Source organism: Tessaracoccus oleiagri (assembly GCF_900103275.1).
GTDB lineage: Bacteria > Actinomycetota > Actinomycetes > Propionibacteriales > Propionibacteriaceae > Arachnia > Arachnia oleiagri.
In genome coordinates this window covers 1,018,422-1,044,446 of record NZ_FNGP01000001.1, presented here as the reverse complement: position 1 = coordinate 1,044,446, position 26,025 = coordinate 1,018,422, and the positions used below count along the sequence as shown (strand labels likewise).

At 68.7% G+C, this 26,025-nt stretch carries 25 protein-coding genes; 10 read left to right on the top strand and 15 right to left on the bottom strand.

Annotated features, from left to right (window positions below; all coding sequences use genetic code 11):
* The first annotated feature begins 92 nt into the window (after positions 1 to 92).
* The 4 genes from phoU to BLR46_RS04735 all read left to right on the top strand — a co-directional run bounded on the left by phoU (position 93) and on the right by BLR46_RS04735 (position 2,745).
* The gene (phoU, locus tag BLR46_RS04750) at positions 93 to 758 is read left to right on the top strand and encodes a phosphate signaling complex protein PhoU (RefSeq protein ID WP_093249343.1); all 666 of its coding nucleotides are present in this window, start codon (positions 93 to 95) and stop codon (positions 756 to 758) included.
* A gap of 72 nt (positions 759 to 830) precedes the next feature.
* Positions 831 to 1,580 (top strand): phosphoglyceromutase, encoded by a 750-nt coding sequence (locus BLR46_RS04745; RefSeq protein ID WP_093249340.1) that lies wholly within the window; start codon positions 831 to 833, stop codon positions 1,578 to 1,580.
* A 109-nt stretch (positions 1,581 to 1,689) separates the two neighbouring features.
* Positions 1,690 to 2,004, top strand: coding sequence for an MGMT family protein (locus tag BLR46_RS04740; protein WP_093249338.1), 315 nt, complete (start codon positions 1,690 to 1,692; stop codon positions 2,002 to 2,004).
* A gap of 9 nt (positions 2,005 to 2,013) precedes the next feature.
* Positions 2,014 to 2,745 (top strand): SDR family oxidoreductase, encoded by a 732-nt coding sequence (locus BLR46_RS04735; RefSeq protein ID WP_093249336.1) that lies wholly within the window; start codon positions 2,014 to 2,016, stop codon positions 2,743 to 2,745.
* A gap of 1 nt (position 2,746) precedes the next feature.
* Here BLR46_RS04735 and BLR46_RS04730 read toward each other — a convergent pair whose 3' ends face one another.
* Complete coding sequence (locus BLR46_RS04730; protein WP_176761661.1) at positions 2,747 to 4,147, bottom strand: AI-2E family transporter; 1,401 nt, start codon at positions 4,145 to 4,147, stop codon at positions 2,747 to 2,749.
* Positions 4,148 to 4,344: 197 nt separating this feature from the next.
* Here BLR46_RS04730 and BLR46_RS04725 point away from each other — a divergent pair, with 197 nt between their 5' ends.
* The 3 genes from BLR46_RS04725 to BLR46_RS04715 are packed head-to-tail and all read left to right on the top strand — an operon-like array spanning position 4,345 to position 8,399.
* Complete coding sequence (locus BLR46_RS04725; protein ID WP_093249331.1) at positions 4,345 to 6,738, top strand: glycoside hydrolase family 3 C-terminal domain-containing protein; 2,394 nt, start codon at positions 4,345 to 4,347, stop codon at positions 6,736 to 6,738.
* A 21-nt stretch (positions 6,739 to 6,759) separates the two neighbouring features.
* Entirely contained in the window at positions 6,760 to 7,383 is a 624-nt protein-coding gene (locus BLR46_RS04720; protein WP_093249329.1) for a GtrA domain-containing protein, read from the top strand.
* Between the two features lie 11 nt (positions 7,384 to 7,394).
* A complete protein-coding gene (locus BLR46_RS04715; protein WP_093249328.1) occupies positions 7,395 to 8,399 on the top strand; it encodes a glycosyltransferase family A protein in 1,005 nt (334 codons plus the stop codon).
* On the opposite strand, the gene BLR46_RS04710 is transcribed toward BLR46_RS04715, so the two are convergent.
* Together BLR46_RS04710 and BLR46_RS04705 are read right to left on the bottom strand one after the other, a co-directional pair.
* Positions 8,392 to 9,693, bottom strand: coding sequence for an ATP-binding protein (locus tag BLR46_RS04710; RefSeq protein WP_093249326.1), 1,302 nt, complete (start codon positions 9,691 to 9,693; stop codon positions 8,392 to 8,394). The genes BLR46_RS04715 and BLR46_RS04710 overlap by 8 nt on opposite strands.
* A complete protein-coding gene (locus BLR46_RS04705) occupies positions 9,690 to 10,403 on the bottom strand; it encodes a LytR/AlgR family response regulator transcription factor (RefSeq protein ID WP_093249325.1) in 714 nt (237 codons plus the stop codon). Before BLR46_RS04705 ends, BLR46_RS04710 begins: the two co-directional genes overlap by 4 nt.
* Before the next feature lie 87 nt (positions 10,404 to 10,490).
* Between BLR46_RS04705 and glf the strand changes: the two genes are divergently transcribed.
* The gene (gene glf, locus BLR46_RS04700; RefSeq protein ID WP_093249324.1) at positions 10,491 to 11,630 is read left to right on the top strand and encodes a UDP-galactopyranose mutase; all 1,140 of its coding nucleotides are present in this window, start codon (positions 10,491 to 10,493) and stop codon (positions 11,628 to 11,630) included.
* A gap of 65 nt (positions 11,631 to 11,695) precedes the next feature.
* Here glf and BLR46_RS04695 read toward each other — a convergent pair whose 3' ends face one another.
* The 3 genes from BLR46_RS04695 to BLR46_RS04685 all read right to left on the bottom strand — a co-directional run bounded on the left by BLR46_RS04695 (position 11,696) and on the right by BLR46_RS04685 (position 17,583).
* Positions 11,696 to 14,584: a glycoside hydrolase family 3 C-terminal domain-containing protein gene (locus tag BLR46_RS04695; RefSeq protein WP_093249585.1), complete on the bottom strand. Its 2,889-nt coding sequence runs from the start codon at positions 14,582 to 14,584 to the stop codon at positions 11,696 to 11,698.
* Positions 14,585 to 14,677: 93 nt separating this feature from the next.
* The gene (locus BLR46_RS04690) at positions 14,678 to 15,088 is read right to left on the bottom strand and encodes a hypothetical protein (RefSeq protein ID WP_093249321.1); all 411 of its coding nucleotides are present in this window, start codon (positions 15,086 to 15,088) and stop codon (positions 14,678 to 14,680) included.
* A gap of 92 nt (positions 15,089 to 15,180) precedes the next feature.
* The gene (locus BLR46_RS04685; protein ID WP_093249320.1) at positions 15,181 to 17,583 is read right to left on the bottom strand and encodes a glycoside hydrolase family 3 N-terminal domain-containing protein; all 2,403 of its coding nucleotides are present in this window, start codon (positions 17,581 to 17,583) and stop codon (positions 15,181 to 15,183) included.
* Positions 17,584 to 17,887: 304 nt separating this feature from the next.
* On the opposite strand from BLR46_RS04685, the gene BLR46_RS04680 reads away from it, so the two are divergent.
* A complete protein-coding gene (locus BLR46_RS04680; RefSeq protein WP_093249318.1) occupies positions 17,888 to 18,343 on the top strand; it encodes a hypothetical protein in 456 nt (151 codons plus the stop codon).
* On the opposite strand, the gene BLR46_RS15245 is transcribed toward BLR46_RS04680, so the two are convergent.
* The 7 genes from BLR46_RS15245 to BLR46_RS04645 all read right to left on the bottom strand — a co-directional run bounded on the left by BLR46_RS15245 (position 18,344) and on the right by BLR46_RS04645 (position 24,468).
* Positions 18,344 to 19,081: a LuxR C-terminal-related transcriptional regulator gene (locus BLR46_RS15245; RefSeq protein WP_093249317.1), complete on the bottom strand. Its 738-nt coding sequence runs from the start codon at positions 19,079 to 19,081 to the stop codon at positions 18,344 to 18,346. It lies immediately after the preceding gene.
* Positions 19,082 to 19,148: 67 nt separating this feature from the next.
* Positions 19,149 to 19,514 carry a biotin/lipoyl-containing protein gene (locus BLR46_RS04670; protein ID WP_093249315.1) on the bottom strand — a complete coding sequence of 122 codons (366 nt, stop codon included), beginning with the start codon at positions 19,512 to 19,514 and terminating at the stop codon, positions 19,149 to 19,151.
* Between the two features lie 20 nt (positions 19,515 to 19,534).
* Positions 19,535 to 19,786, bottom strand: a complete 252-nt coding sequence (locus BLR46_RS04665; RefSeq protein WP_093249313.1) for a hypothetical protein — start codon at positions 19,784 to 19,786, stop codon at positions 19,535 to 19,537.
* Between the two features lie 12 nt (positions 19,787 to 19,798).
* Complete coding sequence (locus tag BLR46_RS04660) at positions 19,799 to 21,355, bottom strand: acyl-CoA carboxylase subunit beta (RefSeq protein ID WP_093249311.1); 1,557 nt, start codon at positions 21,353 to 21,355, stop codon at positions 19,799 to 19,801.
* Positions 21,356 to 21,365: 10 nt separating this feature from the next.
* Positions 21,366 to 22,859, bottom strand: a complete 1,494-nt coding sequence (locus BLR46_RS04655; protein ID WP_093249310.1) for a methylmalonyl-CoA carboxytransferase subunit 5S — start codon at positions 22,857 to 22,859, stop codon at positions 21,366 to 21,368.
* Between the two features lie 111 nt (positions 22,860 to 22,970).
* Positions 22,971 to 23,984 carry a hypothetical protein gene (locus tag BLR46_RS15030; RefSeq protein WP_176761660.1) on the bottom strand — a complete coding sequence of 338 codons (1,014 nt, stop codon included), beginning with the start codon at positions 23,982 to 23,984 and terminating at the stop codon, positions 22,971 to 22,973.
* Positions 23,968 to 24,468 (bottom strand): SigE family RNA polymerase sigma factor, encoded by a 501-nt coding sequence (locus tag BLR46_RS04645; protein ID WP_218118319.1) that lies wholly within the window; start codon positions 24,466 to 24,468, stop codon positions 23,968 to 23,970. Before BLR46_RS04645 ends, BLR46_RS15030 begins: the two co-directional genes overlap by 17 nt.
* Before the next feature lie 366 nt (positions 24,469 to 24,834).
* Here BLR46_RS04645 and BLR46_RS04640 point away from each other — a divergent pair, with 366 nt between their 5' ends.
* Positions 24,835 to 25,443: an SGNH/GDSL hydrolase family protein gene (locus BLR46_RS04640; RefSeq protein WP_093249303.1), complete on the top strand. Its 609-nt coding sequence runs from the start codon at positions 24,835 to 24,837 to the stop codon at positions 25,441 to 25,443.
* 1 nt (position 25,444) lies between these two features.
* On the opposite strand, the gene BLR46_RS04635 is transcribed toward BLR46_RS04640, so the two are convergent.
* Together BLR46_RS04635 and BLR46_RS15025 are read right to left on the bottom strand one after the other, a co-directional pair.
* A complete protein-coding gene (locus BLR46_RS04635; RefSeq protein ID WP_093249302.1) occupies positions 25,445 to 25,822 on the bottom strand; it encodes an ankyrin repeat domain-containing protein in 378 nt (125 codons plus the stop codon).
* Positions 25,823 to 25,848: 26 nt separating this feature from the next.
* Positions 25,849 to 26,007 (bottom strand): hypothetical protein, encoded by a 159-nt coding sequence (locus tag BLR46_RS15025; protein WP_093249300.1) that lies wholly within the window; start codon positions 26,005 to 26,007, stop codon positions 25,849 to 25,851.
* Positions 26,008 to 26,025 lie beyond the last annotated feature (18 nt).

Here is a 26,025-nt window from a genome sequence, read left to right as displayed (position 1 = left end):
CCGACGCGCCGCCGGAAGGGGCTAGCGTCGGCCGTCGAAACCCGCACTCGATACACTGTGCTGATTGAGCACCCGGCAAAGGAGTCACCCGCATGCGTTCCAGCTACCACGAAGAGCTCGACGGAATCATCGAGCAACTCGTCCACATGGCGTCGCTCGTGGAGACCGCGATGCACGACGCGTCGGAGTCACTGATCAACGCCGATCTGACGAAGGCCGAAGCCGTCATTTCCGGGGATGCGCAACTGGACGCGCTCCACGAGGAACTCGAGTACAAGTGCCTGTCACTCCTCGCCCTGCAGGCGCCGGTCGCGGGCGAGCTGCGGATCGTCGTCTCCGCCATCCGCGTGGTGTTCGAGTTCGCCCGCATGGGCGACCTCGCCGCACACATCGCGAAGATCGCCCGCCTCCGCTACCCGGAGCACGCGGTGCCGAAGGACCTCGAGCCGAACTTCATCGAGATGGCCCGGATCGCCGAGCAGATGGTGCAGCTCGCCAAGACGACGCTGAGCGAACACGACGCGGAGGAGGCGATGAAGCTGGCCAAGGTCGACGCGGACGTCGACGGTCTGCGTCGCGAGCACTTCCAGGTGATCCTCGACGAGAACTGGCAGGGCACCGTCGAGGACGCCGTCGACGTTGCGCTGCTCGGCCGCTACTACGAGCGCTTCTGCGACCACGCCGTCGCCGTCGGCCGCCGCACGATCTACCTCGTCACCGGCGCCGCACCCACCGGCGAGGACTGGCCGAACGCCTGATCGTCCGCTTGTTGCACCGTTGCCGCGATGCCGCAGGAGGGCCGCGGTACCGGTGCCGCTAGGCTTTGGTCCATGACCTACAAGCTGATCCTGCTCCGCCACGGCGAGAGCGAGTGGAACGCGAAGAACCTGTTCACCGGCTGGGTGGACGTGGAGCTCAACGAGAAGGGCCGCGGCGAGGCCGTCCGCGGCGGCGAACTCCTCAAGGAGCAGAACCTCCTGCCCGACGTGGTGCACACCTCCCTGCTGCGCCGCGCGATCAACACCGCCAACATCGCACTCGACCGCGCGGACCGGCACTGGATCCCCGTCCACCGGTCGTGGCGGCTCAACGAGCGCCACTACGGCAAGCTCCAGGGCCTCAACAAGACCGAGATCCGCGACCAGTTCGGCGAGGAGCAGTTCATGCAGTGGCGTCGCAGCTACGACGTGCCGCCGCCGCCGATCGACGTGGACAACGAGTTCAGCCAGCACAACGACCCGCGCTACGCGGACATCCCCGAGGACCAGCGTCCCCGCACCGAGTGCCTCAAGGACGTCGTCGCGCGCATGCTGCCCTACTGGGAGTCCGACATCAAGCCGGACCTCGAGGCGGGCAAGACCGTGCTGATCGCCGCGCACGGCAACTCGCTGCGCGCGCTGGTGAAACACCTCGACGGCATCTCCGACGACGACATCTCGGGCCTGAACATCCCCACCGGCATCCCGCTCTACTACGAGCTGGACGACGACTTCCGCCCCGTCACCGCCGGCGGTCGCTACCTGGACCCCGAGGCCGCCGCGGTCTCCATCCAGGCGGTCGCCAACCAGGGCAAGAAGTAACGACGCGCGACTCGCCAGCGTTTGCTCGATTCACCTGCGATGTATCGCTGGTGAACGTGGCGAACGCTGGCGAGATCGTTTTGGCGGCCACCCCGCTGAATGGAGACGCATGCCACCGACGAGGACCGAACGGCTGGTCGACGAGGCGCTCGCCCGGGTGCCGCGCGGCCGCTGGACCACCTACGGCGACCTCGCGAAGGTGGCCGGGACGAGCGCCCGGATCGTCGGCGCCCTGATGGCGACGGGTGACTTCGAGCTGGCACACCGGGTGCTGACGGCGTCAGGCAGGCCGTCGAGCGGCTTCGGCCCCGAGCAGCAGACGATCCTCGAAGCCGAGGGGGTGCCGTTCGACGACCTCGGACGCGCCGACCCCGCATTCCGCGCCGTGCTGCCGTCGGGCTCGGAGGAAATCGCGGACCACTAGGCTGGCCCCATGAAGACTGCAGTGGTTACAGGGGCAAGTTCGGGCATCGGCGCGGCGACGGCACGTCGTCTGGCGGCCGAGGGCTTCAAGGTGTTCTGCGCGGCGCGCCGCAGCGATCGCATCGAGCAGCTCGCCGAGGAGATCGGCGGCGTGGCGGTCACCTGCGACATCCTGGACGACGCCGACGTGGCCCGGCTCGCGGAGACGGTGGGCGGCCACGTCGACGTGCTGGTCAACAACGCCGGTGGGGCGCTGGGCCTGGAGCCCGTCGTCAACGCAGAGCTGGAGTTGTGGGACCGCATGTTCCAGACCAATGTCATCGGCACCGCCCGTGTCACCAAGGCGCTCTTCCCCGCCCTGAAGGAGGCCCGCGGCATCATCGTGTTCGTCACCTCGACGGCGGCGGACGCGGGCTACGAGGGCGGCGCCGGCTACTGCGGGGCCAAGGCGGCCGAGCGGTCCATGGTCGAGTCGATGCGTCTCGAGTTGTTCGACACCGACGTCCGGATCACCGAGATCTGCCCCGGCATGGTGGCCACCGAGGAGTTCTCCCTCACCCGGTTCGGGGGCGACCAGGAACGCGCGGAGAAGGTCTACGACGGCGTGCCCGACCCGCTCACGGCGGACGACATCGCCGACACCATCCACTTCATGGTGACCCGACCGCACCACGTGAACCTCGACCGCATCACGATCCGACCGCGGGCGCAGGCGGCGCAGCACAAGGTGTACCGGGGCTGATTCAGCCGCGGCGCCGGAACGGGTTCCCGAAGACGGGGCGCGGCTTCCGGGGCAGGACGGCGCTCGTCGTCGGTTCCAACGGCTCCGGCCCGAGGACCTCCTCGGCCGCCTCCGCCTCGGGCTCGACGCGCTCGCGGCGGCGGATCAGGGCACGGAAGAGCATCGCCGACTTCTCCGACTCGCCGCCCACGACGCGCCCGTCGGCGGTCACCCAGTTGATGTCCGCCGCGGCGCGGTCGCCGGTGCGGAGGTCGATCATGTCGCCCAAGTAGCGCAACACGACGGCGCCCGCGGCCGCGACCGGGACGGCCAGGAAGGCGCCGATGATCCCCGCCCAGCCGCCGCCGAGCAGGACCGCGAGGATCACGATGACGGGATGGAGCTGCATCACGCGGGCCTGCAGCACGGGCTGCAGCACGTTGCCCTCGATCTGCTGGACGAGCACGACGAGCGCGAGCACCAGCAGCGCCTGGACCAGCCCCCCGGTAACGAGCGCCACCAGCACCGCGACCGCGCCCGCGGAGAAGGCGCCGACGATCGGGATGAAGCCGGCCATGAAGGTCAGGACGGCGATCGGGAAGGCGAGCGGCACGTCGAGCAGCCACAACCCGAGCCCGATGAAGAGCGCGTCGACGAAGCTCACCACGGCCTGGGTGCGGATGTAGCCCGAGAGGGTGACCCAGAGCCGGGCGAACAGCTCCGACACGTGGAAGCCCCACCGGCGGCCCACGATGCTGCGGGAGAAGCCGACGAACTTGTGCCCGTCCTTCAGCATGAAGAACACGATGACGAGCGTCATCGCGAGCGTGACGATGCCGCTGCCGACGCTGCCGCCGAGGCTGAGGGCGATGGAGACGATGTCGCTCGAGTAGCCCTGGAGCCAGTTCGTGAACTGCTGGAGGTACTCGTTGAGCTGTTCGTCCTGCAGGTTCATCGGGGGCCCCGCCACCCACTGCTGGACCTGGCGGATGCCGCGGATCGTCTGGTCCGCGAGCTGCGGCCACTGCGCCACCACGCTGGGCGCGATGAGGCTCACGAGGCCGCCGATGACGACGATGCCGGTGAGCAGGCTCAGCGCCGCGCCCAGGCTGTGCGGCAGGCCGATGCGGCGCAGCCCGGAGACGATGGGATAGAGGACCGAGGCGATCAACAGGCCGAGCAGCACCGGGATGATGGCGCTGCTGAGCTGCAGCAGGCCCCAGCCGACGATGCCCAGCGCGATCACCGTGATGACGAACCGGCCGCTCCAGGCGGCGAATGACCGGGCACCCTCCCCGATGACGTCGGCGCGGTCCACTGGAGCGTCCGGATCGGGGGCCGGCAACGCCTGATGGCTGCCGAGGCCCGGCACCGGCTCGTCGAGGGACATCGGCTTTGTGGGCTCGTCTTCGTCGGGCGACACAGTTCTCCTTCGGTTCGCAGCCATGCTACTGCGCCGCCCCCGTGCGCGAGCCGGAGCCACGGGGGACGACGGATCGTGCCGCAGTTCCTGCCGACTGTGCAGCGGCCCCGGGGACCCCGGGGAGCGGTGTGGTCGACTGTGGAACAACACCTCCCGGGCCGGCCCTCGGCCCCGGGAAGCGATCAACGGAGATGCCGATGACCAACGAACTCACGACGCTCGAGAAGGCCGCGCTGCTGAGCGGCAAGAACGTCTGGGAGTCTCGCGACCTGCCGCGGCACGACGTCCCCTCGTTCTTCATGGCCGACGGCCCACACGGCGTGCGCAAGCAGGTCGGGTCCGGCGATCACCTCGGCCTCAACGCGTCCGAGCCCGCCACCTGCTTCCCCACGTCCGCGACGGTGGCGTGCAGCTGGGACGTCGACCTGGCCGAGGAGCTGGGGCACGCCCTGGGCCGCGAGGCTGCCTCCCTCGGCGTCGACGTGCTGCTCGGTCCCGGCCTCAACCTGAAGCGCAGCCCGCTGGGCGGCCGGAACTTCGAATACTTCTCGGAGGACCCCTACCTGAGCGGCAAGCTCGCCGCCGGTTACGTGCGGGGGATCCAGGCGGAGGGCGTGGCTGCCACGCCGAAGCACTTCGCCGTCAACAGCCAGGAACTCCGCCGCATGGCGTCGGACTCCATCGTCGACGAGCGCACCCTGCGCGAGCTGTACCTGACGGCCTTCGAGATCGTCGTGCGCGAGGCGTCGCCCCGCGCGCTGATGACCTCCTACAACAAGGTCAACGGCACCTACGCCCACGAGAACCGCCACCTGCTCACGGAGATCCTTCGCGACGAGTGGGGCTTCGACGGCGTCGTCATCAGCGACTGGGGTGGCAGCAACGACGCGGCCGCCGCGATCGCCGCCGGGGCCAACCTCGAGATGCCCGCCCCGGGGCTCGACTCGGTGCGCCAGCTCGTGGCTGCCGTCGAGGGGGGACGCCTGCCGGAGGCCGACCTGACCGCGCGAGCGGCGGAGGTCATCCGACTCGCACTCACCGCGGGCGCGGGGGCGCGCCCCACCGTTGACCACGACGCGCACCATGCGCTGGCCCGCCGCGCTGCGGAGGAGTCCATGGTCCTGCTGCGCAACGAGGATTCCCTCCTCCCGTTGGCCCCCGGCACCAGCGTCGCGCTGATCGGCGACATGGCCGACACCCCCCGCTACCAGGGAGCCGGCTCCTCGCAGGTCAACCCCACGCGACTCAGCTCGGCGCGCGAGGCGATCCTCAGCACCGGGCTGGAACTGACGGCCTACGCGCAGGGATACCGCCGCCACTCCCCCATCGACGCCGAGCTGGAGTCTCGAGCCGTCGAGGCGGCGCGGAGCGCGGACGTGGCGCTCGTCTACCTCGGGCTCGACGAGATCAGTGAGTCCGAGGGCGTGGACCGGCGCCACATCGACCTGCCGGACGCCCAGCTGTCGCTGCTGCGCGCCGTCGCCGCCGTGAACGGCAACGTCGTCGTCGTGCTGAGCGCCGGGTCCGTGGTGGACCTCTCGTGGACGGAGCAGGCGCGCGCCGTCGTGCACGGCTACCTGTCAGGGCAGGCGGGCGCCGAGGCGGCGATGCGGATCCTGACCGGCGCCGCGAACCCGTCCGGCAAGCTGGCCGAGACGTACCCCGTATCGCTGGTGGACACGGCGGCCTTCGGCCGCTTCCCCGCCGAGGGCGCGTGGAGCGTCTACCGCGAGGGCCTCTTCGTCGGCTATCGGCACGCCGATGCCGCCGGCCGCGCCGTCCGCTACCCCTTCGGGCACGGGCTCAGCTACACCGACTTCGCGTACTCGGACCTCCGCGTCACGCCCGAGGGCGCAGAGTTCACCGTCACGAACACCGGCCCGGTCGCCGGTGCGGAGGTCGCCCAGCTCTACGTCGCGACGCCGGACAGCGCCATCGTGCGCCCGGTCAAGGAGCTCAAGGGCTTCGCCAAGGTGCGGTTGGCGCCCGGCGCGGCCGCCCGCGTGGTCATCCCGTTCGACCGCTACACCTGGCGCCACTTCGACGTCGGCTCCGGGACTTGGGTTGTGGAGGACGGCACCCGCCTGGTCATGGTCGGCGGCAGCTCGGCCGACCTGCCCCTCACCGGGAAGCTGGAGGTGCCCGGCACGACCCTCGACACCCCCGTCGCTCCCGAGACGGTGCGACGCGCGATGCTCCGCGGCCTCACCGACGACGAGCTCGGGGAGTTCTTCGGCATCGTCGTACCACGTGAGTCGAACTCCGCGGAGCTCGACCGCAACGACCCCCTCGGTGACCTGCGACGGGCCCGCAGCCCGCTCGCCCGGCTGGCGCACTGGGTCCTGCTCACGCTGCGCCGTAGGAGCGAGGCGAAGGGTGAGCCCGACCTGAACATCCAGTTCCTCTACAACATGCCGTTCCGGGCCATCGCGAAGATGTCCAACGGCATGGTCAGCGACGAGATGGTCGACGGCATCGTCGCCCTCGTCAACGGCCACCACTTCCGCGGACTGAAGGAAGTCGTCGGCGGATTCGTCCGCAACCGGCGCACCGGCAAGGCCCTGACGCGCAGCCTCACCAACCCCCTCTGATCCACAAGGAGCAACCCGCCCATGTTCACGAAGGTCCGCACGATGTGGAGCCGCTTCAGCGAGCGCCGCCCGGAGCTGTCGAAGTTCCTCATGTTCTTCATCCTCAGCAATGGGGTGACCGTGCTGCAGATCGTCGTCATGCCGGTGTTCCGGGCGATCTTCGCCCGGACGTCGCTGATCGACACCAACTTCCAGGTCTGGCCGGTGGGGTCGAACGTGGACGGGTCGCAGTACTTCATCTTCGACTACGCCGCGGGTCCGCTGCCCGACGGCGGCGGCGGCCTGGCGTACTTCCTGGCGGTGCAGCTCGCCATCGGCATCGCGCAGGTGATCAACTTCTTCGCCCAGCGCAACATCACCTTCAAGTCCAACACGAGCGTGTGGCGGGCCGCCTTCTGGTACCTGGTGGCCTACGTGGTCATCACGCTCGTGGCCGCGGCCGCGCAGGGCTTCTACAAGGCCCCGATCTACACGTTCCTGATCGACACCCTGGGCTGGGGCCAGACGGGCGAGACCGCCGCTGACGTCGTCACGATGATCATCAACGCCGCGATCTCGTTCTGGGTCTTCTACCCCATCTTCAAGGTCATCTTCCGCCAGGAGCCGGTGCCCGCGGAGGAAGTCCCCGCCGAGCAGGCTGCCTGAGAGGAGCTCCGATGAAGACGCTGACCCTGGCGGTGCCGAGCTACAACTCGGCGGCCTACCTCCACCGTTGCCTCGACTCGATGCTGCCGCAGGACGACGACCTCGAGGTCATCGTCGTCAACGACGGCTCCAGCGACGACACCTCCGCCATCGCGCACCGCTACGCTGCACAACACCCCGGAGCGGTCCGCGTCGTGGACAAGCCCAACGGCGGCCATGGCTCAGCGGTCAACGCGGGCCTCGACGCGGCCACCGGGCGCTACTTCCGAGTGGTGGACAGTGACGACTGGCTCGATCGCGGGGCGCTGACTGCGCTGCTCGGGGTTCTCCGTGGCCAGGACCGATTGGACCTGGTAGTCAGCAACTTCGTCTACGAGAAGGAGGGCAAGGCCCACTGCCACGCCATGCGGTACCGCTCGACGCTGCCCGTCGGTCGTGAGTTCGGATGGCAGGAGGTGGGCCGGTTCCGCCCCGACCAGGGCATGCTGATGCACGCGCTCACGTATCGCACGGCGGTGCTGCGCAACTCCGGCCTCCGCCTGCCCGAGCACACGTTCTACGTCGACAACCTCTATGCGTTCCTCCCCCTGCCGTACGTGTCCCGGCTCTTCTACCTCGACGTCGACCTGTACCGCTACCACATCGGCCGCTCGGACCAGTCGGTCAACGAGGCCGTGATGCTGAAACGACTCGACCAACAGCTGCGGGTGAACCGCGCGATGATCCATGCGCTGCCCCCCGCGGGCGCCACGCCGAGCGCCCTGCACCGATACCAGGTGCACTACCTGGGGCTCGTGTGCGCCGTCTCGTCGATCATGCTGATCCGCGCGGGCCGCCCGGAGCACCTGCAGCAGAAGCGTGAGCTGTGGCGTGACCTGCGCGCCGCCCACGCCCCGGCGCACCAGCGGCTGCGCCGCAGCAGCATCGGCCGGCTGGTCAACCTCCCGGGCAGGCCTGGACGAACGATCTCGGTGCTCGCCTACCGCCTGGCCCAGTCGGTCGTCGGCTTCAACTGATCGGGAGCAGCACGGTCAGGGTGAACCAGTTCTCCCGACCGGAGAACGTCGCCTCGCCGCCGTACTTCTCCGCCGCGTGCCGGATGCTCTTGAGTCCGAGGCCGTGCATGTCGCCCGTCTTCCGGGTGGCGAGCTCGCCCTCCTCGTAGCGCAGTTCCCCGTCGAAGTAGTTCTCGAACTTCATCACGACGAACCGTGCCTGGTTGAACACCGCGACCCGGATCAGCCGCTGCTCCGGGTCGCGCAGCCGCAGGACGGACTCGATGGCGTTGTCCAACGCGTTGCCGCAGATGCTCGCCAAGTCCATCACGTCGACGAACCCGAGCGCCGCCCCGTCGGCGACGGCGGTGAAGTTGATCCCCCGGGAACGGCAGTAGCGCGCTTTGGATGTCAGGACGGTGTCCAGCACGGGGTTGCCGGTGTCGAACGCGGCCCCGAACTCGTCCAGGGTCTCCTCCAGCGCGTCCAGTTGCCTCCCGCGGCGCTCCGGGTCCAGTTCCGCCCGGATGACCGCGAGGTGGTGCTTGAGGTCATGGGAGGCGCGGCTCACCGCCTCGATGTCGCGCTTGGCCGCCAGGTACTGGTCGTGCTGCGTACGCAGCACCGCGTCCATCGCGGCCACCTCGAGGTCGGCCCGCTGCTTCCGCAGTTGCTCGTGCTGCGCGTAGAGGGCGATGTAGCCGGCCAGGTCCACGAGCGTGCGGATGTAGAACACCTCACGGGAGAGCTCGCCGCTGAAGGGGGTGTTGGGCGTGACGAAGCTCAGGTTGCTGAGCGCGAACGTCCCCAGCGCCATCGCCGCAGCGATCGCCAGCATTCGCGGCCCGACCGCAGGTGCAGTGGAGTCGAAGTGCCGTCGCTCGAGCATGTGCGCAGCACCGAAGGCACCGGCGTAGAAAGCCAGCAGCGCCAGCGTCGGGAACAGGGTCGTGACGCCGGGCTCGGGGTGGAAGTAGAACGTGTGGATCTGCCACTCCAGCGACGCCACCAGTTCGGCGAGCACGAACGCGCGCGCCGTCACGTAGCCCGCGTCGCGGAGGTTCACCGTCGTCGCGACGGCGACGAACGCCAGCATGCTGGTGGCGGCGAGCCCCATGCCGAGCGTCCACAGGTACTGGGGCAGCGTGCCGGCGAACAGCTGCACGCCGACGAGCAGGACCAGGCCGCCGGCGACCGTCACCACGGTCCCGACGACGCCCCAGCGCCGGGGCAGCACCACGATGTAGACGACGCAGGCGAGCCACTCGGCGAGCCCGGTGACCGCCCGCGGGATGTTGGGCAGGATCTCCGTCATGCCGGGTTCCCGCCGAAGTAGTCGGTCAGCGCCTCGAGGAAGGGCTTCTTGCGCGCCCGGCTCACGGGCAGGGAGATGCCGCCGGTGTGCCTCGACTCCCCGCCGCTGAACCCCTCCACGTGCCGCAGGTTGACCAGCAGGAAGCTGTTGGATCGGTAGAAGCCCCGGGGCTCGAGCTGCGCCGCCATCTCCTTCAGCGTGCCGAGCATCGACAGCTTGCCCTCCCGGGTGTGGAACACCAGCCGGTGCTTGATGCTCTCGATGTAGACGACGTCCGCCAGGTCCACCCGCAACATCTCCCCGCCGACGGTGAGCAGGATGTGGTCGTCGCGAGCCTTGTCGAGCCGCTCGAGCGACCGCTTCAGTTCCTGCGAGAACGCGAACCAGGGCACCGGCTTCAGCAGGTAGCTGAGCGCGTCCACCTCGTAGCCCTTGATCGCGAACTGCGCCATGTTCGTGACGAAGATGAGGATCACTCCGGGGTCGACCTCCCGGATCAGGCGGGCGGTCGCGAAGCCATCGAGGTTGTCCATCTGGACGTCGAGGAAGATGATGTCGAACCGCGGACGATAGGCGGCGGTGAGCTCCGACCCGTCGGCGAACTCCTCCACCTTGAACTGGACCCCGTGCTCGAACTCGTACCTCGCGAGGTAGGACATGAGTAGGTGGCGGCTCTCCCTCTGGTCGTCGACGACGCCGATGGTGATCATCGCGGCCCTCCTCACTGGCGAGCCAACTTTACCAATCGGCATCCCGGCCACGCTGGTAGCCTTGGCTGAGCGCAGCCGGGAGGGAATATGGATCTGTTGGTCGTGGGCTCCGGGCTGTTCGGGCTCACCATCGCGGAGCGCGCCGCCGATGAGCTGGGCCTCCAAGTCACGGTCGTCGAGTCACGGGACCACATCGGCGGCAACGCCTGGAGCACGGTCGACGAGGACACCGGCATCGAGGAGCACCGCTACGGTGCGCACATCTTCCACACGTCGAACGACAAGGTGTGGGGGTACGTCAACCGGTTCACCGACTTCACCCCCTATGAGCACCGCGTCTACGCGCGCCACCGTGGCGAGGTGTTCCCGCTCCCCATCAACCTGGGCACCATAAACCAGTTCTTCCGCCGCGGAATGGGCCCCGACGAGGCGCGCCGGCTCATCGCCGAGCAGGCAGCCGAACTGGCCGGGCGCGAGCCGGGCAACCTCGAGGAGAAGGCCATCTCGCTGATCGGGCGCCCGCTGTACGAGGCGTTCATCCGGGGCTACACCGCCAAGCAGTGGCAGACGGACCCCCGCGACCTGCCCGCGGGCATCATCACCCGGCTACCCGTTCGATTCAACTACGACAACCGCTACTTCAACGACACGCACCAAGGCATGCCCCGCGACGGGTACGCCGCCTGGCTGCAGCGCATGGCGGACCATCCCCGCATCGACATCCGGTTGGGGGTCGACTTCCTGGCACCCGGCCACGAACTCAGCCGCGATGCCGTCGTCGGACAGGTGCCCGTGGTGTACACCGGACCCCTCGACCGCTACTTCGGCCACCGGTACGGGACGCTCGGCTGGCGGACGCTGGACTTCGAGCGCCGCGTCCTGGACATCGACGACCACCAGGGCACGTCGGTGGTCAACGAGTGCGACGAGGACGTGCCGTACACGCGCACGCTCGAGTTCAAGCACTTCCACCCCGAACGGACGCATCGCTCGGGGACGGTGGTCGTGCGGGAGTTCTCGCGCTTCGCGGAAGCTGCCGACGAGCCGTTCTACCCCGTGAACGCGGCGGGCGACCGCGCGGTGCTGGAGCAGTACCGGCAGGCCGCCGCCGACGAGCCGCGGGTGCTGTTCGGGGGCCGGTTGGGCACCTACCAGTACCTCGACATGCACATGGCGATCGGCTCCGCGCTCGCCCGCTTCGACAGCACCGTCCGCCCCTGGTTCTGAGCGGAGACGACGCTGCGGGCCCCGCCTGAAGCGGGGCCCGCAGTGGGTCGTGGACGAGCCAGTGGTCAGCCGTGGCGGCGGACCCGTCGCCACACCAGGAATCCACCCAGCAGCACCAGCGCGCCGAGCGCCGCCGAGACGGCGTACTGCACGTACACCCAGGTGGGCGGGGTGTACGAGACCGTGGCGCCGGGAGCCAACCCGTTCATCGCGTTGGAGTTCGCCACCGTGTAGAGGATGTTGTGGGTGGCGTTGCGGATGTCCGTGACGGCTTTGGCCGACTTCGTGTCCTCGAAGGACTTCGACGGCTGGAACGTCAGAGTCAAGTCGGTGCCCGCGCTGATGCTCTGGTTGGGGTTCATGTACGGGTACAGGTTGAAGTCCGAGATGGCGAAGCCCTGGAAGCCCCATTCGTCGCGGAGCACGTTGGTCATCAGCGCCTCCGAGCCACCGGCCCACGTGGTGCCGATGCGGTTGAACGAGCTCATGATGCCCGCCGCGCCGATGGTGGTGTCGGTGCGGTTGCCGTCGGAGATGTACGGGACGTCCATCGTGATGTTCTTCACCGCCATCTCGAACGGCTTGAGATACAGCTCACGGATGGTCTGCTCGGTCGCCCAGGTGGCGATGCCGTTGTTGACGCGGTTGGTCTCCTGCTCGTTGAGCGCGAAGTGCTTCAGCATCGTGTAGACGCCCTTCTCCGCGACCCCGTTGGCCACCGAGGTGAGCATCGCGCCCGAGAGCAGCGGATCCTCCGAGTAGTACTCGAAGTTGCGGCCGCCGAAGGGGGAGCGGTGCAGGTTCGCCGCGGGGGCGTACCAGCCGTTGATGCCCTTGTGGAGCGCCTCGTTGCCGAGCATGCGACCCATCTCGGTGCCCAGTTCCACGTCCCAGGTCTGGGCAATCAGGAACTGCGACGGGTAGGCGACGCCGTTGATGGAGGAGTTGATGAACGAGGAGAAGCCCGCGGGGCCGTCCGGCTCCAGGGTCTGCGGCTTGGCGATCGAGCCGATGCCGGCGGTCTGGTAGGCGCCGTTCAGCAGCAGGTCGGTCATCTCCCCCACGGTGAGGGAGTCCATCAGTTCGGCCCACTTCGGGTCGTCCTTGGCGAGGCCCCGCATGTCGATGAGCGTCAGGTCGGATCCCTCCCCCGTCTCCGGCGCTTCGCCCTCGAACTCGTCGGCGGCGGCCTCGTGGTCCCACGGGGTGAACCCTGCGACGACCGCGTCGTCGGCCACGTACTGGGCCTCGGAGGGGGCGGTGGGGAAGGTCCCGGCGAAGTCCGCCCGCGAGAGCGAGAGGATCTTGCCGTCCTGCGGCTCGGCGGTGAACTGGGCCGACACGTCGTCGAACTGGTTCGTCACCTCAACCAGGTCGGTGGAGCGGTGGTCGTCACCCGAGTACACGACGTCGTCCGCCACCGTGTAGGTGATGGGCTCGACGCCATCTGCCACCGTGTGCGAGTCGGTGCGCAGCGTGATCTCGTACTCCCCACCCTCAAGGACGTAGGCGCGCTGTTCGAGGTGGTCGTAGGACGCCATGTCCTCGACGGCGAGCTCCAGCGTGAGCGTCTCAGAGCTGCCGGGCTCGATCAGGCCGGTCTTGGCGAAGTCACCCAGCACGACGTCGGACTTCTCGATGCCGCCCGGGGTGTACGGGGCGGAGTAGTAGAGCTCGACGACGTCGCGTCCCGGCACGTCGCCGGTGTTGGTGACCTCGACGTCGACCTTGATGGTGCCGTCGACTTCGCTCGCCTCGGAGGAAACGACCCGCCATGCGAAGTCCGTGTAGCTCAGGCCGTAGCCGAAGGGGTAGACCACGGCGTCGTCGTAGTCGATGAATCCCTCCGCCGCGGCGGTCTCGTAGTAGCGGTAGCCGATGTAGATGCCCTCGGCGTAGTTCACGAAGGGGGCGTCGGAGGTCAGCGTCGCGTTCGAGGTGGCGCGCTCCACCGCGGAGACCGGGAACGAGGCCTCGATGTTGGAGTAGATGAAGTCACCGAAGTTGGCGTAGGTCGGGTCCTTGGTGAAGTCGGCGGCCCACACGTCGGCCGTGCGGCCGGACGGGTTCACGTCACCGGCGAGGATCCCGCCGAGGGCGGAGAAGCCGCTGGCGCCGGGCGAGCCCGCGAGCAGGATCGCGTCGACCCCCGGGTCGTCCTGGAGGTCGCCCATCTCGATGGTGGTCGAGGCGTTGACGACCACCACGACCGTGTCGAACGACGACTTCGCGAGCGCGATCAGGTCGCGCTCGTCCTGGTTGAGCTCCAGCTGGTGCTGGCCTTCGGCCGCGTTGTCGTCCCACCCGGACATGTCGCGGGTGAGGTCGCCGCCCTCGCCACCCGGGCGGCCGATGAAAACGATCGCGGCGTCCGAGAAGTCCTGGAAGGAGCCCTGCAGCTCCTCGTACTGTGCGACGGGCAGCTCCCCGACGTTGTAGCTGGAGGCGCCGGGGTTGTCCATCTCGATGTGGCCGCGCCGGTTCTCCGCGGCGAACGCTTCGATGGTCGCGTAGACCTGCTCGTTGACCTCGAAGCCGGCGCCCTCGAGGCCGCCGCGGGCGGTCACCGCGGAGCGGGTGTCGACGGAGCCGGAGCCGGCACCGCCGAAGACGGGGTCGGCCGCGGCGCGCCCCAGCATGGTGACCCGTCGCGAGGACGCGAGCGGCAGGGCACCGCCGTCGTTCTTCGCGAGGACGATGCCGCCCGCGGCGATCTCCTCGACGAGTTCCTTGGCCGCCGCGTCGACCTCGTCCATGCTGGCGAAGTCGGCGGTGTAGTACTCGGTGTCCCAGCCCTCGGACTCCTCCGAGTTCGTGAACGTGTAGGTGCCCGACCCGAGCTGGGACTCCACCCAGCCGCCTCCGACGACGAGCGCGACGTTGGCGGCGACGACGAGCGCCGTCACGGTCGCGAGCACCGGGATCCAGATCCAGAGGAACCTCTTGTTCGACATGGGTGCCTTCCGGCGATCAGCGACCTGCTGCGGTCTGGCGTTCACTACTTGTCTCCTTCGAGCACTGACTTGATGATTGTGCGCGACCGGGGGCTATTCGGTCACTTCGGTGATGGTGCCGTCCTGGTCGATCTGCCAGGTCTGGCCGGTGGCGGCCGAGTCGGCCTCGATGGTGAAGTTCCCGCCGTCGACCTCGATGGTCCCCTGCACGCGGGAGGTCTTCTCGGAGTAGGTGTAGGGCATGACGAGGAGCCCGTACTTCACGGTGGGGGCGTCGACGTCGCTGGCCAGCATGACCTGCTTCCAGTCGTCGTCCTCGAGGGCCTCGAGCACGGTCTGGCGGGCGACCTCGAGGTCCTCGGCCACGTCGATGTCAGCGGCGGCGGAGGAGGAGGCAGCGGGGGCGGCGGAACCGGCGTCGCCCGAGCAGGCAGTGAGGCCCAGCGCGCCGGTCAGGGTGATCAGCAGACCGAGTCCGGTCGTCACAAGCTTGGTGGTCTTCATCGTGTTTCCTTGTCGTCTCTGGCCCCGGGCTGCTCCCGGAACCGGTGGCGGGTGGCGGGCCGATGGGGACCGGCCCGCCACCCGGGGTTTGTTCAGCCGGCGATCGGGCCGGAGTAGTTCAGGCCGAAGCCGTAGTCGTAGGCGTTGCCGTTGGCGTCGGTGTAGGGCGTCATGTCCTTCGCGACGTCCTCGAGCTGCTTCTCCACCGTGTCCATGTCGGCCGGGAACTGGATCGGCAGGCGGCCCTTGGGCTCGTAGAGACCCAGCGCCACCTCGAGGAGCGCCTGGTCGCTGGTGCCGAAGCCGACGACGATGGCGTCGGAGTCGGCCTCGAACTCCGTCGGGACGACGGGGTTGATGGCCTTCAGCACGGTCACGACGGGGATGTCCTTGCCGCTGGCCTCGACCGCAGCGACCGCCCGCTCGAAGGCGTCAAGGTCGGCCTCGTTCGCGATGCGCGAGGTGTTGCCGTAGTAGGAGCGGTTCTGCTTGGTGCCGTCCTCGAGCAGGTCGCCCGAGATCGACGTCTTGCGGACGTTCTCGCCGTCAGCCGTGTAGGGGCGGTACTGCAAGGACAGCGGGTACCACTCGTCGGTCTCGAGGTCGTGGCCGATGTTGGAGAAGTTGCCGCCGTTGTCCGGGCTGTCCATGCCGACAAGGACGAGGTCCACGTCGGTGAGGTCGGGCGCGGTGTAGCTGGTGACCTTGTCCTCGGAGTCGGTGACGGCCTCGTCGGTGATGACGGTGCCGAAGTACTGCTCCGCGACCTCGAGGTCGATGCTCGGGCCCTCGGTGTACTCACCGGGGCCGAAGGCGCTGGCGAAGCCGTTGCTGAAGGACCGCGGGATGTAGACGGTCTTGTCCTTCCAGTCAGCTGCCTCGGCGGCGGCGATCGTGTCCCCGTCGTTCTTGACCATCACGACGGAGTCGAGCTGCGCGGCGTAGCCGGCCTCGACCTTGTCCTCGCTGGCCAGGATCTCGGCGGACTGCTCGGGGTCGAGGAAGGCGCTCTCGTAGAGGCCCGGGTTGAAGAGCATCGTGAGGATGCGCGCGCCCGACTCCTGGAAGCGGGTCTCCGCGTCGACCTCGAGCTCGCCCGCCTCGAACTTCTGCTGCCACAGTTCCGCGGCCTCGAGGAGGAAGGTGGCGTCGTTCACGCCGCCGAACATGTCGTGCCCGGTGCCCAGTACCTCGAGGTACCGCTCGGCGGGAGCGAGCTCCTCGGCGCCCCACGCCATGCCGAAGAAGGCACCCTCGTCCTTGGATCCGCTCATGACGCCCCAGTCGGTGACGACGACGCCCTCGTAGGCGTTGTCCTCACGCAGGACGGACATGCGCCCGTTGTCGTAGGCGGTGCCGACGCGCTCGCCGAACAGGGGCTCGCCGTTGGCGTCCAGAGCGATGGAGTACGCGGTCATGACGGCCGCGGAGTCGAGCGAGCCGAGGAAGCCGTCGGCGTGCTCGTCGAAGTTGCCGCCCGGGTAGACACCGTACTTGCCGGCGTCCGTGTGGCCCTCGCGACCGCCCTCGCCCGGCCCGTCGCCGGCCCAGTGCTTGATCATCGCGTTGACGGACTCGGAGCCCCAGACGTCCTCTCCCCCGGTGCCCTGGAAGCCGTCGACGTAGGCCGCCGCGAGCTCGGTGTTCTGGGCCACGTCCTCGCCGAACGTCCCGCCGACGCGCAGCCAGCGGGGCTCGGTGGCGAGGTCGATCTGGGGGCTGAGTGCGGTCGTGATGCCGAGCGCCCGGTACTCGGCCGAGGCCATCTCGCCGAAGTTCTTGGTGTGCTCGGCGTCGAAGGTGGCCGCCAGGCCGAGGCTGGAGGGCCAGCGCGAGATGTCGGCACCCTCGGCGTTGTAGCCACCGGATCCGGCGGTCGAGCGGGGGTCGGAGCTGAAGTTCACGGGGACGTACGGCGTCTCCGCAGTCGCCAGGGTCTCGACGTAGGCCTGCATCTCGTTGACCCAAGGAACGGTGACGGCCGCGTCGCTGCCGGCAGCGTTGAGCACGTTGCGCAGACCGGACTCGCTGAGGTACGTCTTCTGGGCGTCGGTGAGGCCGTCGGCCGGCGTGCGCTCGTGGGAGCTGAACAGCATGAGGCCGGCGATTTGCTCAACGGTCATCTGCCCGGCGAGGTCGGCTGCCCGCTCGCTCGCGTCGAGGCGCCAGTCCTCCCAGGTGTCGAGTTCGCCGTTGCCGTTCATGTCCTTGAACGCGTAGGTCTCCCCGTCGATCTCCTCCTCGAGGAGCGTCACGCCACCGTCGGCGCTGTATGAGAGGTCGGGGCCGTCGCCGGGATTGTCGACGACCTTGAACGTCGTCGTGCCGTCGGTGACCTCGCGCTCGGTGTAGCTGCCGCTCGCGGTGCCGCTGCCGGAACCCGTCGCGGGCGCCGGGGACTGGGATCCCTGCGGCGCAGAGGCCGCGGTGCATCCGGTCAGGGCCATGGCGGCGATCCCGGTGAACGCCAGGAACCGCGTGGCGGAGCGTTGCATCGAGCGCCTCCCCGCACCGTCAGGCTGGTGAACCTTCATCGATTTCTCCTCGTCGAGTGGGACGCGGCTGATACCGCGTGTTACCGAGAGGAACTCAATCAGCCCTCGCGAGGGCCGCCCTCCGCCGTCGCACAACCTGTCGGTCCGTGCGCACAATCGGCTGGGTCGAGGCTTCGGGCTTTGTAAGGACTGCGGATCTTCGGCAATCAATACGCACTCATGCGTATTCCCAACCGCAGCCGCCCGACGGAGACTTTTGTTGGTCCGGTTCCAAATGGGGGGAACCAGAATCGGAAGGAAGACAATGAACCGTCGTACCGCGCAGCGTCTGCTGGCCGTCGCGAGCGGAGCCGTGGCGATCGCCGTCGGCAACGCCTCGCTGGCGAGCGCGCACCACTGTTACAAGGAGAGCTGGGCGGACGCCGCGTACGCACAGCTCAGCCAGAGCAACACCGCCTGGGTGTCGCTGAGCGACATGGGGAAACAGTTCCTCGTGGCACCGGATGAACTCGAAGAGTGTGGCTACCTGATCGACGAGGCGGTGGCGGAGTTCATGGACGCCCACGACCTCGAGCAGGAGCCGCTCATCCATTCGAAGGCCACGATCGGTTCGGGGGCCTACTACAAGAAGGGGAAGGAGCCGGGCAAGATCCGGTACCTGACCGATGACCAGTTCGGTCACCTGACCATGCTGGTCTTCGAGAAGCTTGAGGCCAACGGTTGTTCCTTGCCGGACATGGGGGGCGGCGAGGGCGCCTGATCACAGGCTGGGTAGTAGCCCGAATCGCTGGGCGCTGAGGACCGCGGAGAGGCGGTCCGCAGCGCCCAGCTTCCTGTACAGGTGCTCTTGGTGCTTGTGCACCGTGCGCGGCGAGATCGCGAGCCGCGCAGCGATCCCCTCGACGGTCCTCCCCTGCGCGATGAGGCACAGGATGACCCTCTCCCGGGGTGTGAGCACGGGCCCGCCCTGCGCCACGGCCAGCGCCTGGCGGAGCAGCCGGCAGTGCTTCGCGAGACCGGTGAGCAGGAGGCGGACACGTTCGAGTTCGTCGAGTTCGGCCTCGGTGAACGGGTCGGACGCGAGGAGGACCCAGCCGTCGAACGCGGACGGGTCGTCCCCGACGACCATCGACACCTGCTCGGGGGGCAGGCCGAGCCGCCGGACCAGTTGTCGCCCCTCGTCGTCCATGCGCCAACCGAGCCGCTCGACGTCGCGGAGCGCCGTCACCCTGGTCTCACCGGTGGCGGCGTAGAACGCGTTGAGCGGGTGGCGCCGGATCATCGGCGCGTCCGGCCACGTCTCGGGACGGTCCGGCAGCGAGTCGCCGACCGCGGTGCGCGTCATCCACTTCGGGTCGGTGTTGCTCAACTGCACGTGCACGGCGAGATCCGCGCGCGTGACGGCCGTGAGCGTAGACGCCACCATCTCGTCGGCCTCCGCCGGATCCTCGGCCGCCAATGCCGCAGCCGCGAGGTCCAGCCACACGGTCGGATCCATCGCTTCCCCCTAGGGACGCATGGTAACCCGGCCGCCGGTCGGGCGGAACCCCTCTTCTGCCTGTGGCTCAGGCCTCCAGCTCGACGAGCGGCTGCCCGCCCTGCACGGCGTCGCCCGGGGCCACGAGGATCCGGCCGACCGTACCCGCGGCGGGCGCGGTGATCTCGGTCTCCATCTTCATGGCCTCGAGGACCAGGACGACGGCGCCGGCCTCGATCGCGTCACCCTCGGCGACCAGGATCCGCGACACCGACCCCGCGAGCGGGGCCGAGATGGCGTTGGCGCTCCCGGCGGGGACGGACGCCTTGGTGGGGATGGGGTTGGCACCGGCGTTGACGCCGATGATCACCGGCCCCAGCCCCGGGCGCTCCTCCTCCTGCACCTCGACGTCGATCTCGTACTCCGTCTGGTTGACGGTCACTTTCAGCTTCATGGTTTCCTGCACTCTCGGGATCAACGGACGTGGGGCACGCTGCGGTCGTGGACGCGCTCGCGGGTGGCGGCGGCCCAGCGGGACTGCTGGCCGTAGCGGACGGCCCGCACCCGGGCCTTGTGGCCGAAGTACGCCGCCACCGCCGCGCCGATGGCCACCAGGTCCTCCTCGGGGATCTCCTGGTTCTCCTTCAGCGCCGCCAGCTCCGCCTCCAGTGCGGCGACCCGTTCGGCGAGGACCGCGAGCTGCTCCTGCAGCTGTTCCAATGACATGTCAGACTCCGATCAGGCCGGGCCGAGGCCGTGCTTCTTGGCGGGGCGGAGCTCGCGCTTGCCGATGAGCAACTCCAGGGCCATGGCGATCTCGCGACGGGTGTCGGCCGGGTCGATGATGTCGTCGACGAGGCCGCGGCTCGCAGCCATGTACGGCGTCGAGAACGTCTCCCGGTACTCCTCCACCAGCTCCTGGCGGCGGGCCTCCTTGTCGTCGGCGGCGTCGATCTCCCTACGGAAGACGACGTTCGCCGCGCCCTCGGCGCCCATGACAGCGATCTCGGCCGTCGGCCAGGCGAACACCTTGTCGGCGCCCAGGTCCTTCGAGCACATCGCCAGGTAGGCGCCTCCGTAGGCCTTCCGGAGGACGACGGTGATCTTCGGCACGGTCGCCGCCGAGTAGGCGTAGAGCATCTTGGCGCCGTGGCGGATGATTCCGTTGTGCTCCTGCGCCACCCCGGGGAGGAAGCCCGGCACGTCGACCAGGTTCACCAGCGGGATGTTGAACGCGTTGCAGAACCGGATGAACTTCGACGCCTTGTCGGAGGAGTCGATGTCGAGCACGCCCGACATCACCTTCGGCTGGTTCGCGACGATGCCGACGGTGCGGCCGTTGACGCGCCCGAAGCCGATGACGATGTTCATCGCCCAGCCGGCCTGGACCTCGAGGAAGTCCCGGTGGTCCACGATCTCGGCGATGACCTCGCGCACGTCGTAGCCCTTGTTCGACTGCACCGGCAGGATGTCGCGGAGCTTCGGGTTGGGCTCCACCACGTCGTCGGGGTTGACGATCGGGGCGTCCTCGGTGTTGTTCTGCGGGAGGAAGCTGAGCAGCTTCTGCGCGATCAGGATCGCCTGCTCGTCGTCGTCGGCCACGAAGTGCACGACGCCGGAGCGGCCCATGTGCGCGTCGGCGCCACCGAGCTCGTCCTGCGTCACCTCCTCCCCCGTGACCTGCTTGATCACGCCGGGGCCCGTGATGAACATGTGGGCCTTGCGGGTCTGGATGATGAAGTCGGTCAGCGCGGGCGAGTACGCCGCGCCGCCGGCGCAGGGGCCGGCGATGATCGAGATCTGCGGCACCGCGCCGGACAGCTTCACATTGGCGTAGAACACCTTGCCGTAGCCGGACAGCGAGTCGATGCCCTCCTGGACGCGCGCGCCGCCGGAGTCGTTGATGAAGATGAACGGGGTGCCGGTGGTCAGCGAGGCGTTGAGCATCTCGGTGACCTTGATCGAGTGGGCCTCGCCCGCGGAGCCGCCCATGACCGTGAAGTCCTGGCTGGCCACGTGGACGGGGCGGCCGAACACGGACCCGCTGCCGGTGACCACGCCGTCGGCGGCCATGTCCGCCTTGTCCATGCCGAACGTGGTGGTTCGGTTGCGCCGGAAGGCGCCCACCTCCTGGAACGAACCCGCGTCGAGCAGCGCGTCGAGGCGCTCGCGTGCGGTCAGCTTGCCCTTGGCGCGGTGCTTCTCCAGCTTGTCCTCGCCGCCGCCGGCGTGAACCTTCGCCCTGCGCTCCTGCAGTTGCTCGAGGCGCTCGGCCATCGTGTGCTCGTGAACCATCTGCTGCTCCTTACGCGGGTTCGACCGTGACGCTGTGCTCGCGCCCGGCGAACTTGACGTTGTACTTGACGGGGGCGGTGATGCCCTGGGCGGGACCTGCGGCCTTCGCCTGCTCGGCGGACAGCTGCTCCGGCGTCTTGGCGACGGACTTCGGCCCCTCGGCGCGGGTGGCGAGGAACTTCGCGGCGACGTTCGGGAACATCGCGTTGGTCAGCACGTCCTCCTCGGTGCCGTTGAAGCCCTCGAGCTTCGACGCCTCCTCGGTGAGGTGCTCCCACTCGGGCTCCATGAGGTCGGCGGGACGGACCGAGATCGGCTCCTTCTTGGCCTGCGCCTGCGCGATCGCGACGACCTCGGGGTTGCGCTCGCCCAGGCACTCGCCGTAGTAGCCGAGCATCAGGTCGGCGAACTCGCCGGTCATCACCTTGTAGCGGCCCATCAGCACGTTGAAGACCGCCTGGGTTCCGACGATCTGCGACGAGGGGGTCACCAGCGGCGGGTGGCCGGCGTCGGCCTTCACCCTGGGGACCTCCTCCATGACCTCGTTGATGCGGTCGCCGGCGCCCTGCGCCTTGAGCTGCGACTCCATGTTGGAGAGCATGCCGCCGGGGATCTGCGAGAGGAAGATGTTGGTGTCGACGAGCGTCTTGGACTCGAACTCCTTGTACTTCGGGCGGACGCCGGCGAAGTGGTCGCGGATGCGCAGCAACCGCTCCATGTCGAGGTCGGTCTCGTAGCCGGTGCCCTCGAGCATCTCGACGAGCGACTCGGTGGGGTTGTGGCCGGGGCCGAGCGACATCGAGGAGATGGCGGTGTCGACGACGTCGGCGCCGGCCTCGATGGCCTTCATCAGCGACACGAGCGTGACGCCCGTCGTGGAGTGGCAGTGCACGTTGATCTGCACGTCACCGTAGGTGTCCTTGATGCCCTTGACGATGTCGTAGGCCGGCTGCGGCTGCAGGAGCGCGGCCATGTCCTTGAGCGCGATGGACTCCGCGCCCATGTCGATGAGCTGCCCGGCGAGCTTGATGTAGCCGTCGACGGTGTGCACCGGGGAGATGGTGTAGCAGATCGTGCCCTGCGCGTGCTTGCCCGCGTCGCGGACCGCCTGCATCGCCCTCGCCATGTTCCGCGGGTCGTTGAGCGCATCGAAGACGCGGAAGACGTCCATGCCGTTCTCCGCGGACTTCTCCACGAACTTGTCGACGACGTAGTCCTCGTAGTGGCGGTAGCCCAGGAGGTTCTGGCCGCGCAGCAGCATCTGCAGCCGGCTCTTGGGCATCAGCTTCCGGAAGGTCCGCAGACGCTCCCAGGGGTCCTCGTTGAGGAAGCGGATGGCCGCGTCGTACGTCGCGCCACCCCAGCATTCGACGGACCAGAAGCCGGCGTTGTCGATGTCCTCGCAGGCGCCGATCATGTCCTCGGTGGCCATGCGGGTGGCCATCAAACTCTGGTGAGCGTCACGGAGAACCAGCTCGGTGACCCCAATCTTTCGAGCACTCATGGGTCAATCCAAGCATGATGGTTGGACCGAATTGACGAGACCCCCGGAGAAAGTCTCCGGGGGTCCGCTGGTAATGTTGCAACGAGTCTTGTCAAGGGGCGACGTGGCCCCTCACCCACCCAGCTGCTGCCGCAGGTCGTCGAGCTGCGACTTCAGGTCGGCTTCCGGCACTGCCGCCAACAGCCAGTCGCGTTCGTCCACCAGGCGCTCCCCGTCGTAGAGGTACGACAGGTTGCCGCCCGCCTCGTCGACGAGGGCCACCCTGGTCAACCGCTCCCCCATCATGGCGTCGGACGGACCGAACTCCAGCGAGGCCACCGCGGTCGCCACCTCCGGCGGGATCTCGAGCACCTCCTCGGGCGCGGCGCCGCTCGGCCCGACGGCGCAGACGAAGCCGCCGACTACTGCAGCGGGCTCCGCGGGAACGAGCGTGGGACCGGTGCACGCCTCCGGCCCGAGGCGCGCCGACACGTCGGACTCCGCGCGCTGCGTCGCCCACAGCCCGGTGAGGGTGTTCAGGAACTCCTCGCCGCCCTCGCGGGCGTGCACCTCGTCGGCCGGCCCCGTGTACAGCAGCCGACAGCCGTGCAGCTCGCCGCGCACCGGGAGCCGCTGCCCGTCCAGGTATTCGAAGACCGCCGTGTAGGTCATGCGGTACTCCTCGGTGCACATGATCGCGGCGAGGTCGATGTCCGGGTACGAGTTGAACGTCGCGATCGCCTCGGAGACGGCGTCGGGGTCGGTGAGCGGCTCGTCGGGGAAGACGACGTTGGACACGTCGGGCGCGTCAGGGCAGAGCCACACGCGTGCCGGGGCGTCGGGCAACTCGTCGATGGCGACGATGTTCTCGTCCGCGGTCTCGCTGGGCGGCACGAACGGGTCGCAGAGCTCCGCCGCCGTGATCGTCGGGAACGTCGGGGCGGGCTCGGCGGGTACGACCGGCTCACCGGTGTTGCCCAGCAGCGCGATGCCGAGCGGCACCGCGAGGAGCGTCACCGCACCGAGCGCCACCGCACCACCCGCTGCCCTGCGGCGACGCTGCTTCGCCCGGGCGCGGTCCGCCCAGCCGTGGGTCGGGGGCGCAGGCGGCGCCTGCCGCTGGAACGCTTCACGCAATTCGCTCATGATGGTCCTCCTCCTGGGACAGGTGGTGCGAACTGCGCAGTGCGGCGCAGCCGCGGGAGGTGTGCGTCTTGACGGTGCCCGGGGAGATCCCGAGGATCCGGGCGACCTCGTCGACCGGCCGGTCCTCGAAGAACCGCAGGACGAGCACGGCCCGCTGCATCTTCGGGAGACCCGCGAGGGCGCGCCGAAGGTCGATGTCCGACGGGTACGCCTCCCCCGAGCCCTCGGGCAGGTGCTCGGTGGGCCGCTCGTCGTTCCAACGCCGCCGCCACCACGAGCAGTGCACGCGGTACATCGTCGTCCGGACGTAGGCCTCGAACTGCTCGTCCGTCTGCACGGCGTCGTAACGGGAGTACACCCGCGAGAGCGCCGTCTGGACGAGGTCCTCGGCCTTGTGCGTGTCGCCGGTGAGATACCAGGCGGAACGCCACAACGAGGGACCCTTATCGGCGACGAACCTGTCGAAGCCCATTCGATCGGACACCGGCGCCACCTCCTTCACCCTTGAAGACCGCGATGTGGGGCACACCGGTTGACATACCTCGACGGAAGTTTCCTCCGAAGCTGCGGCGCCCGAAGTGATCAAGTTTCCTGCTCATTTCACCTAGCGGAAACGCTTGCCGACTTATACCCTAGAGGCGGGTCAGTTCAAGCGGACACACCGACACGATGTCCGCTTCTGCGGACGGGGGTCTGGCAGTCGATGAACGCGCCTCGGCGGGCGGCGGAGGAGTCACGGGGGAGGAAGCCTCCGCCGCCGCCCCAACTCCCCTATCGCCGGTTTCCGCCGCGTCGTGCTGCGCGTCCGCCGCGCGCACCGTAGGCTGCGGTGCTGGCGAAAGGGACAAGGATGACCATTCCACTCTCCGACGAGCCGATCACCTGGCTGTTCGTCGGCGACAGCATCACGCACGGCTGCGTGCACACCGACTCGGCCCGGAGCTACGTCGAGCACTTCAACGAGGCCGTGCGCCGCGAGGGCAACCGGAAGACCGACGTGTTGCTCAACACCGCGGTGTCCGGCTGGACCGTCGGCGACCTGCTGAAGGACTTCGAGCACTACGCCGGCCGGTTCCGCCCGGACGTCTGCATCGTGATGTTCGGCACCAACGACGCCCAGGACGGGGTCGAGGGGGTCGCCCGCTACAGGGCCGGCCTGGAGGAGGTGGTGGCGAGGCTGGAGCGCGACAACGCGCGCGTGGTCCTGCAGGTCCCGCCCCCGATCCACGCCGTGGAGTCGGGCCGCGACGAGATCGAGCGGTACCGCGAGGTGGTGCGCGACGTCGCGGCCGAGCGGGAGCTCCTACTGGTGGACCACCCGTCGGACTGGGAAGAGCTGGACGCCGACGGCGGCTACGAGCACCTGCTCGCCGACCACATCCACCCGGGAGCCGAGGGCCACCTCCGCATGGCGGGGCTGGTGCTGCGCACGCTCGGCCTGTCGCACTTGGCGAACTGAGTCACTCGGGGAGGATGGCGAGGAGCTCGTCGGCCCCGAACATCTTGGCGGTGTCCCGGGCGGTGGGCGTCCCGGCATCCGGGTTCGCACCCGCGCCCAGCAGGTGTTCGGCGGAGGCCAGGTCCTTCCGGAAGACCGCGCAGGTGAGTGCGCGCTGGCCCCTGTCGTTCTCCGCCTCGATGTCGGCCCCGTGACGGAGGAGCATCTCGACGGTGTCGGGCTGCTCGTGGTAGGCGGCGAGGATCAGGAAGGTGTCGCCGTTCTCGTTTCGCATGTCGACCGGAGCGCCGGCGTCGATGTACGACGCCAGCCGCTCCGTCTCGCCGTTGCGAGCGAGGTCGAACAGCTGCTGCGCCAACTCGATGAGTTCATCGGACATGGCGCCAGCCTAGTTTCCCGCTGTCGTCAGCCGAAGAGCTTGCCGAAGATCCCCTGCTTGGGTTCGGCGGCGTGGCCCTGGCAGCGCTGGGACTTCGGGACGCCCGAGAGCGCCTGCTCGATGTGGTTGCCGCAGCCGGCCCAGGTCGGCTTGCCGCACTTCCGGCAGGTGGTCTTGTGGCACATATCTACTGGTTTCCTTTC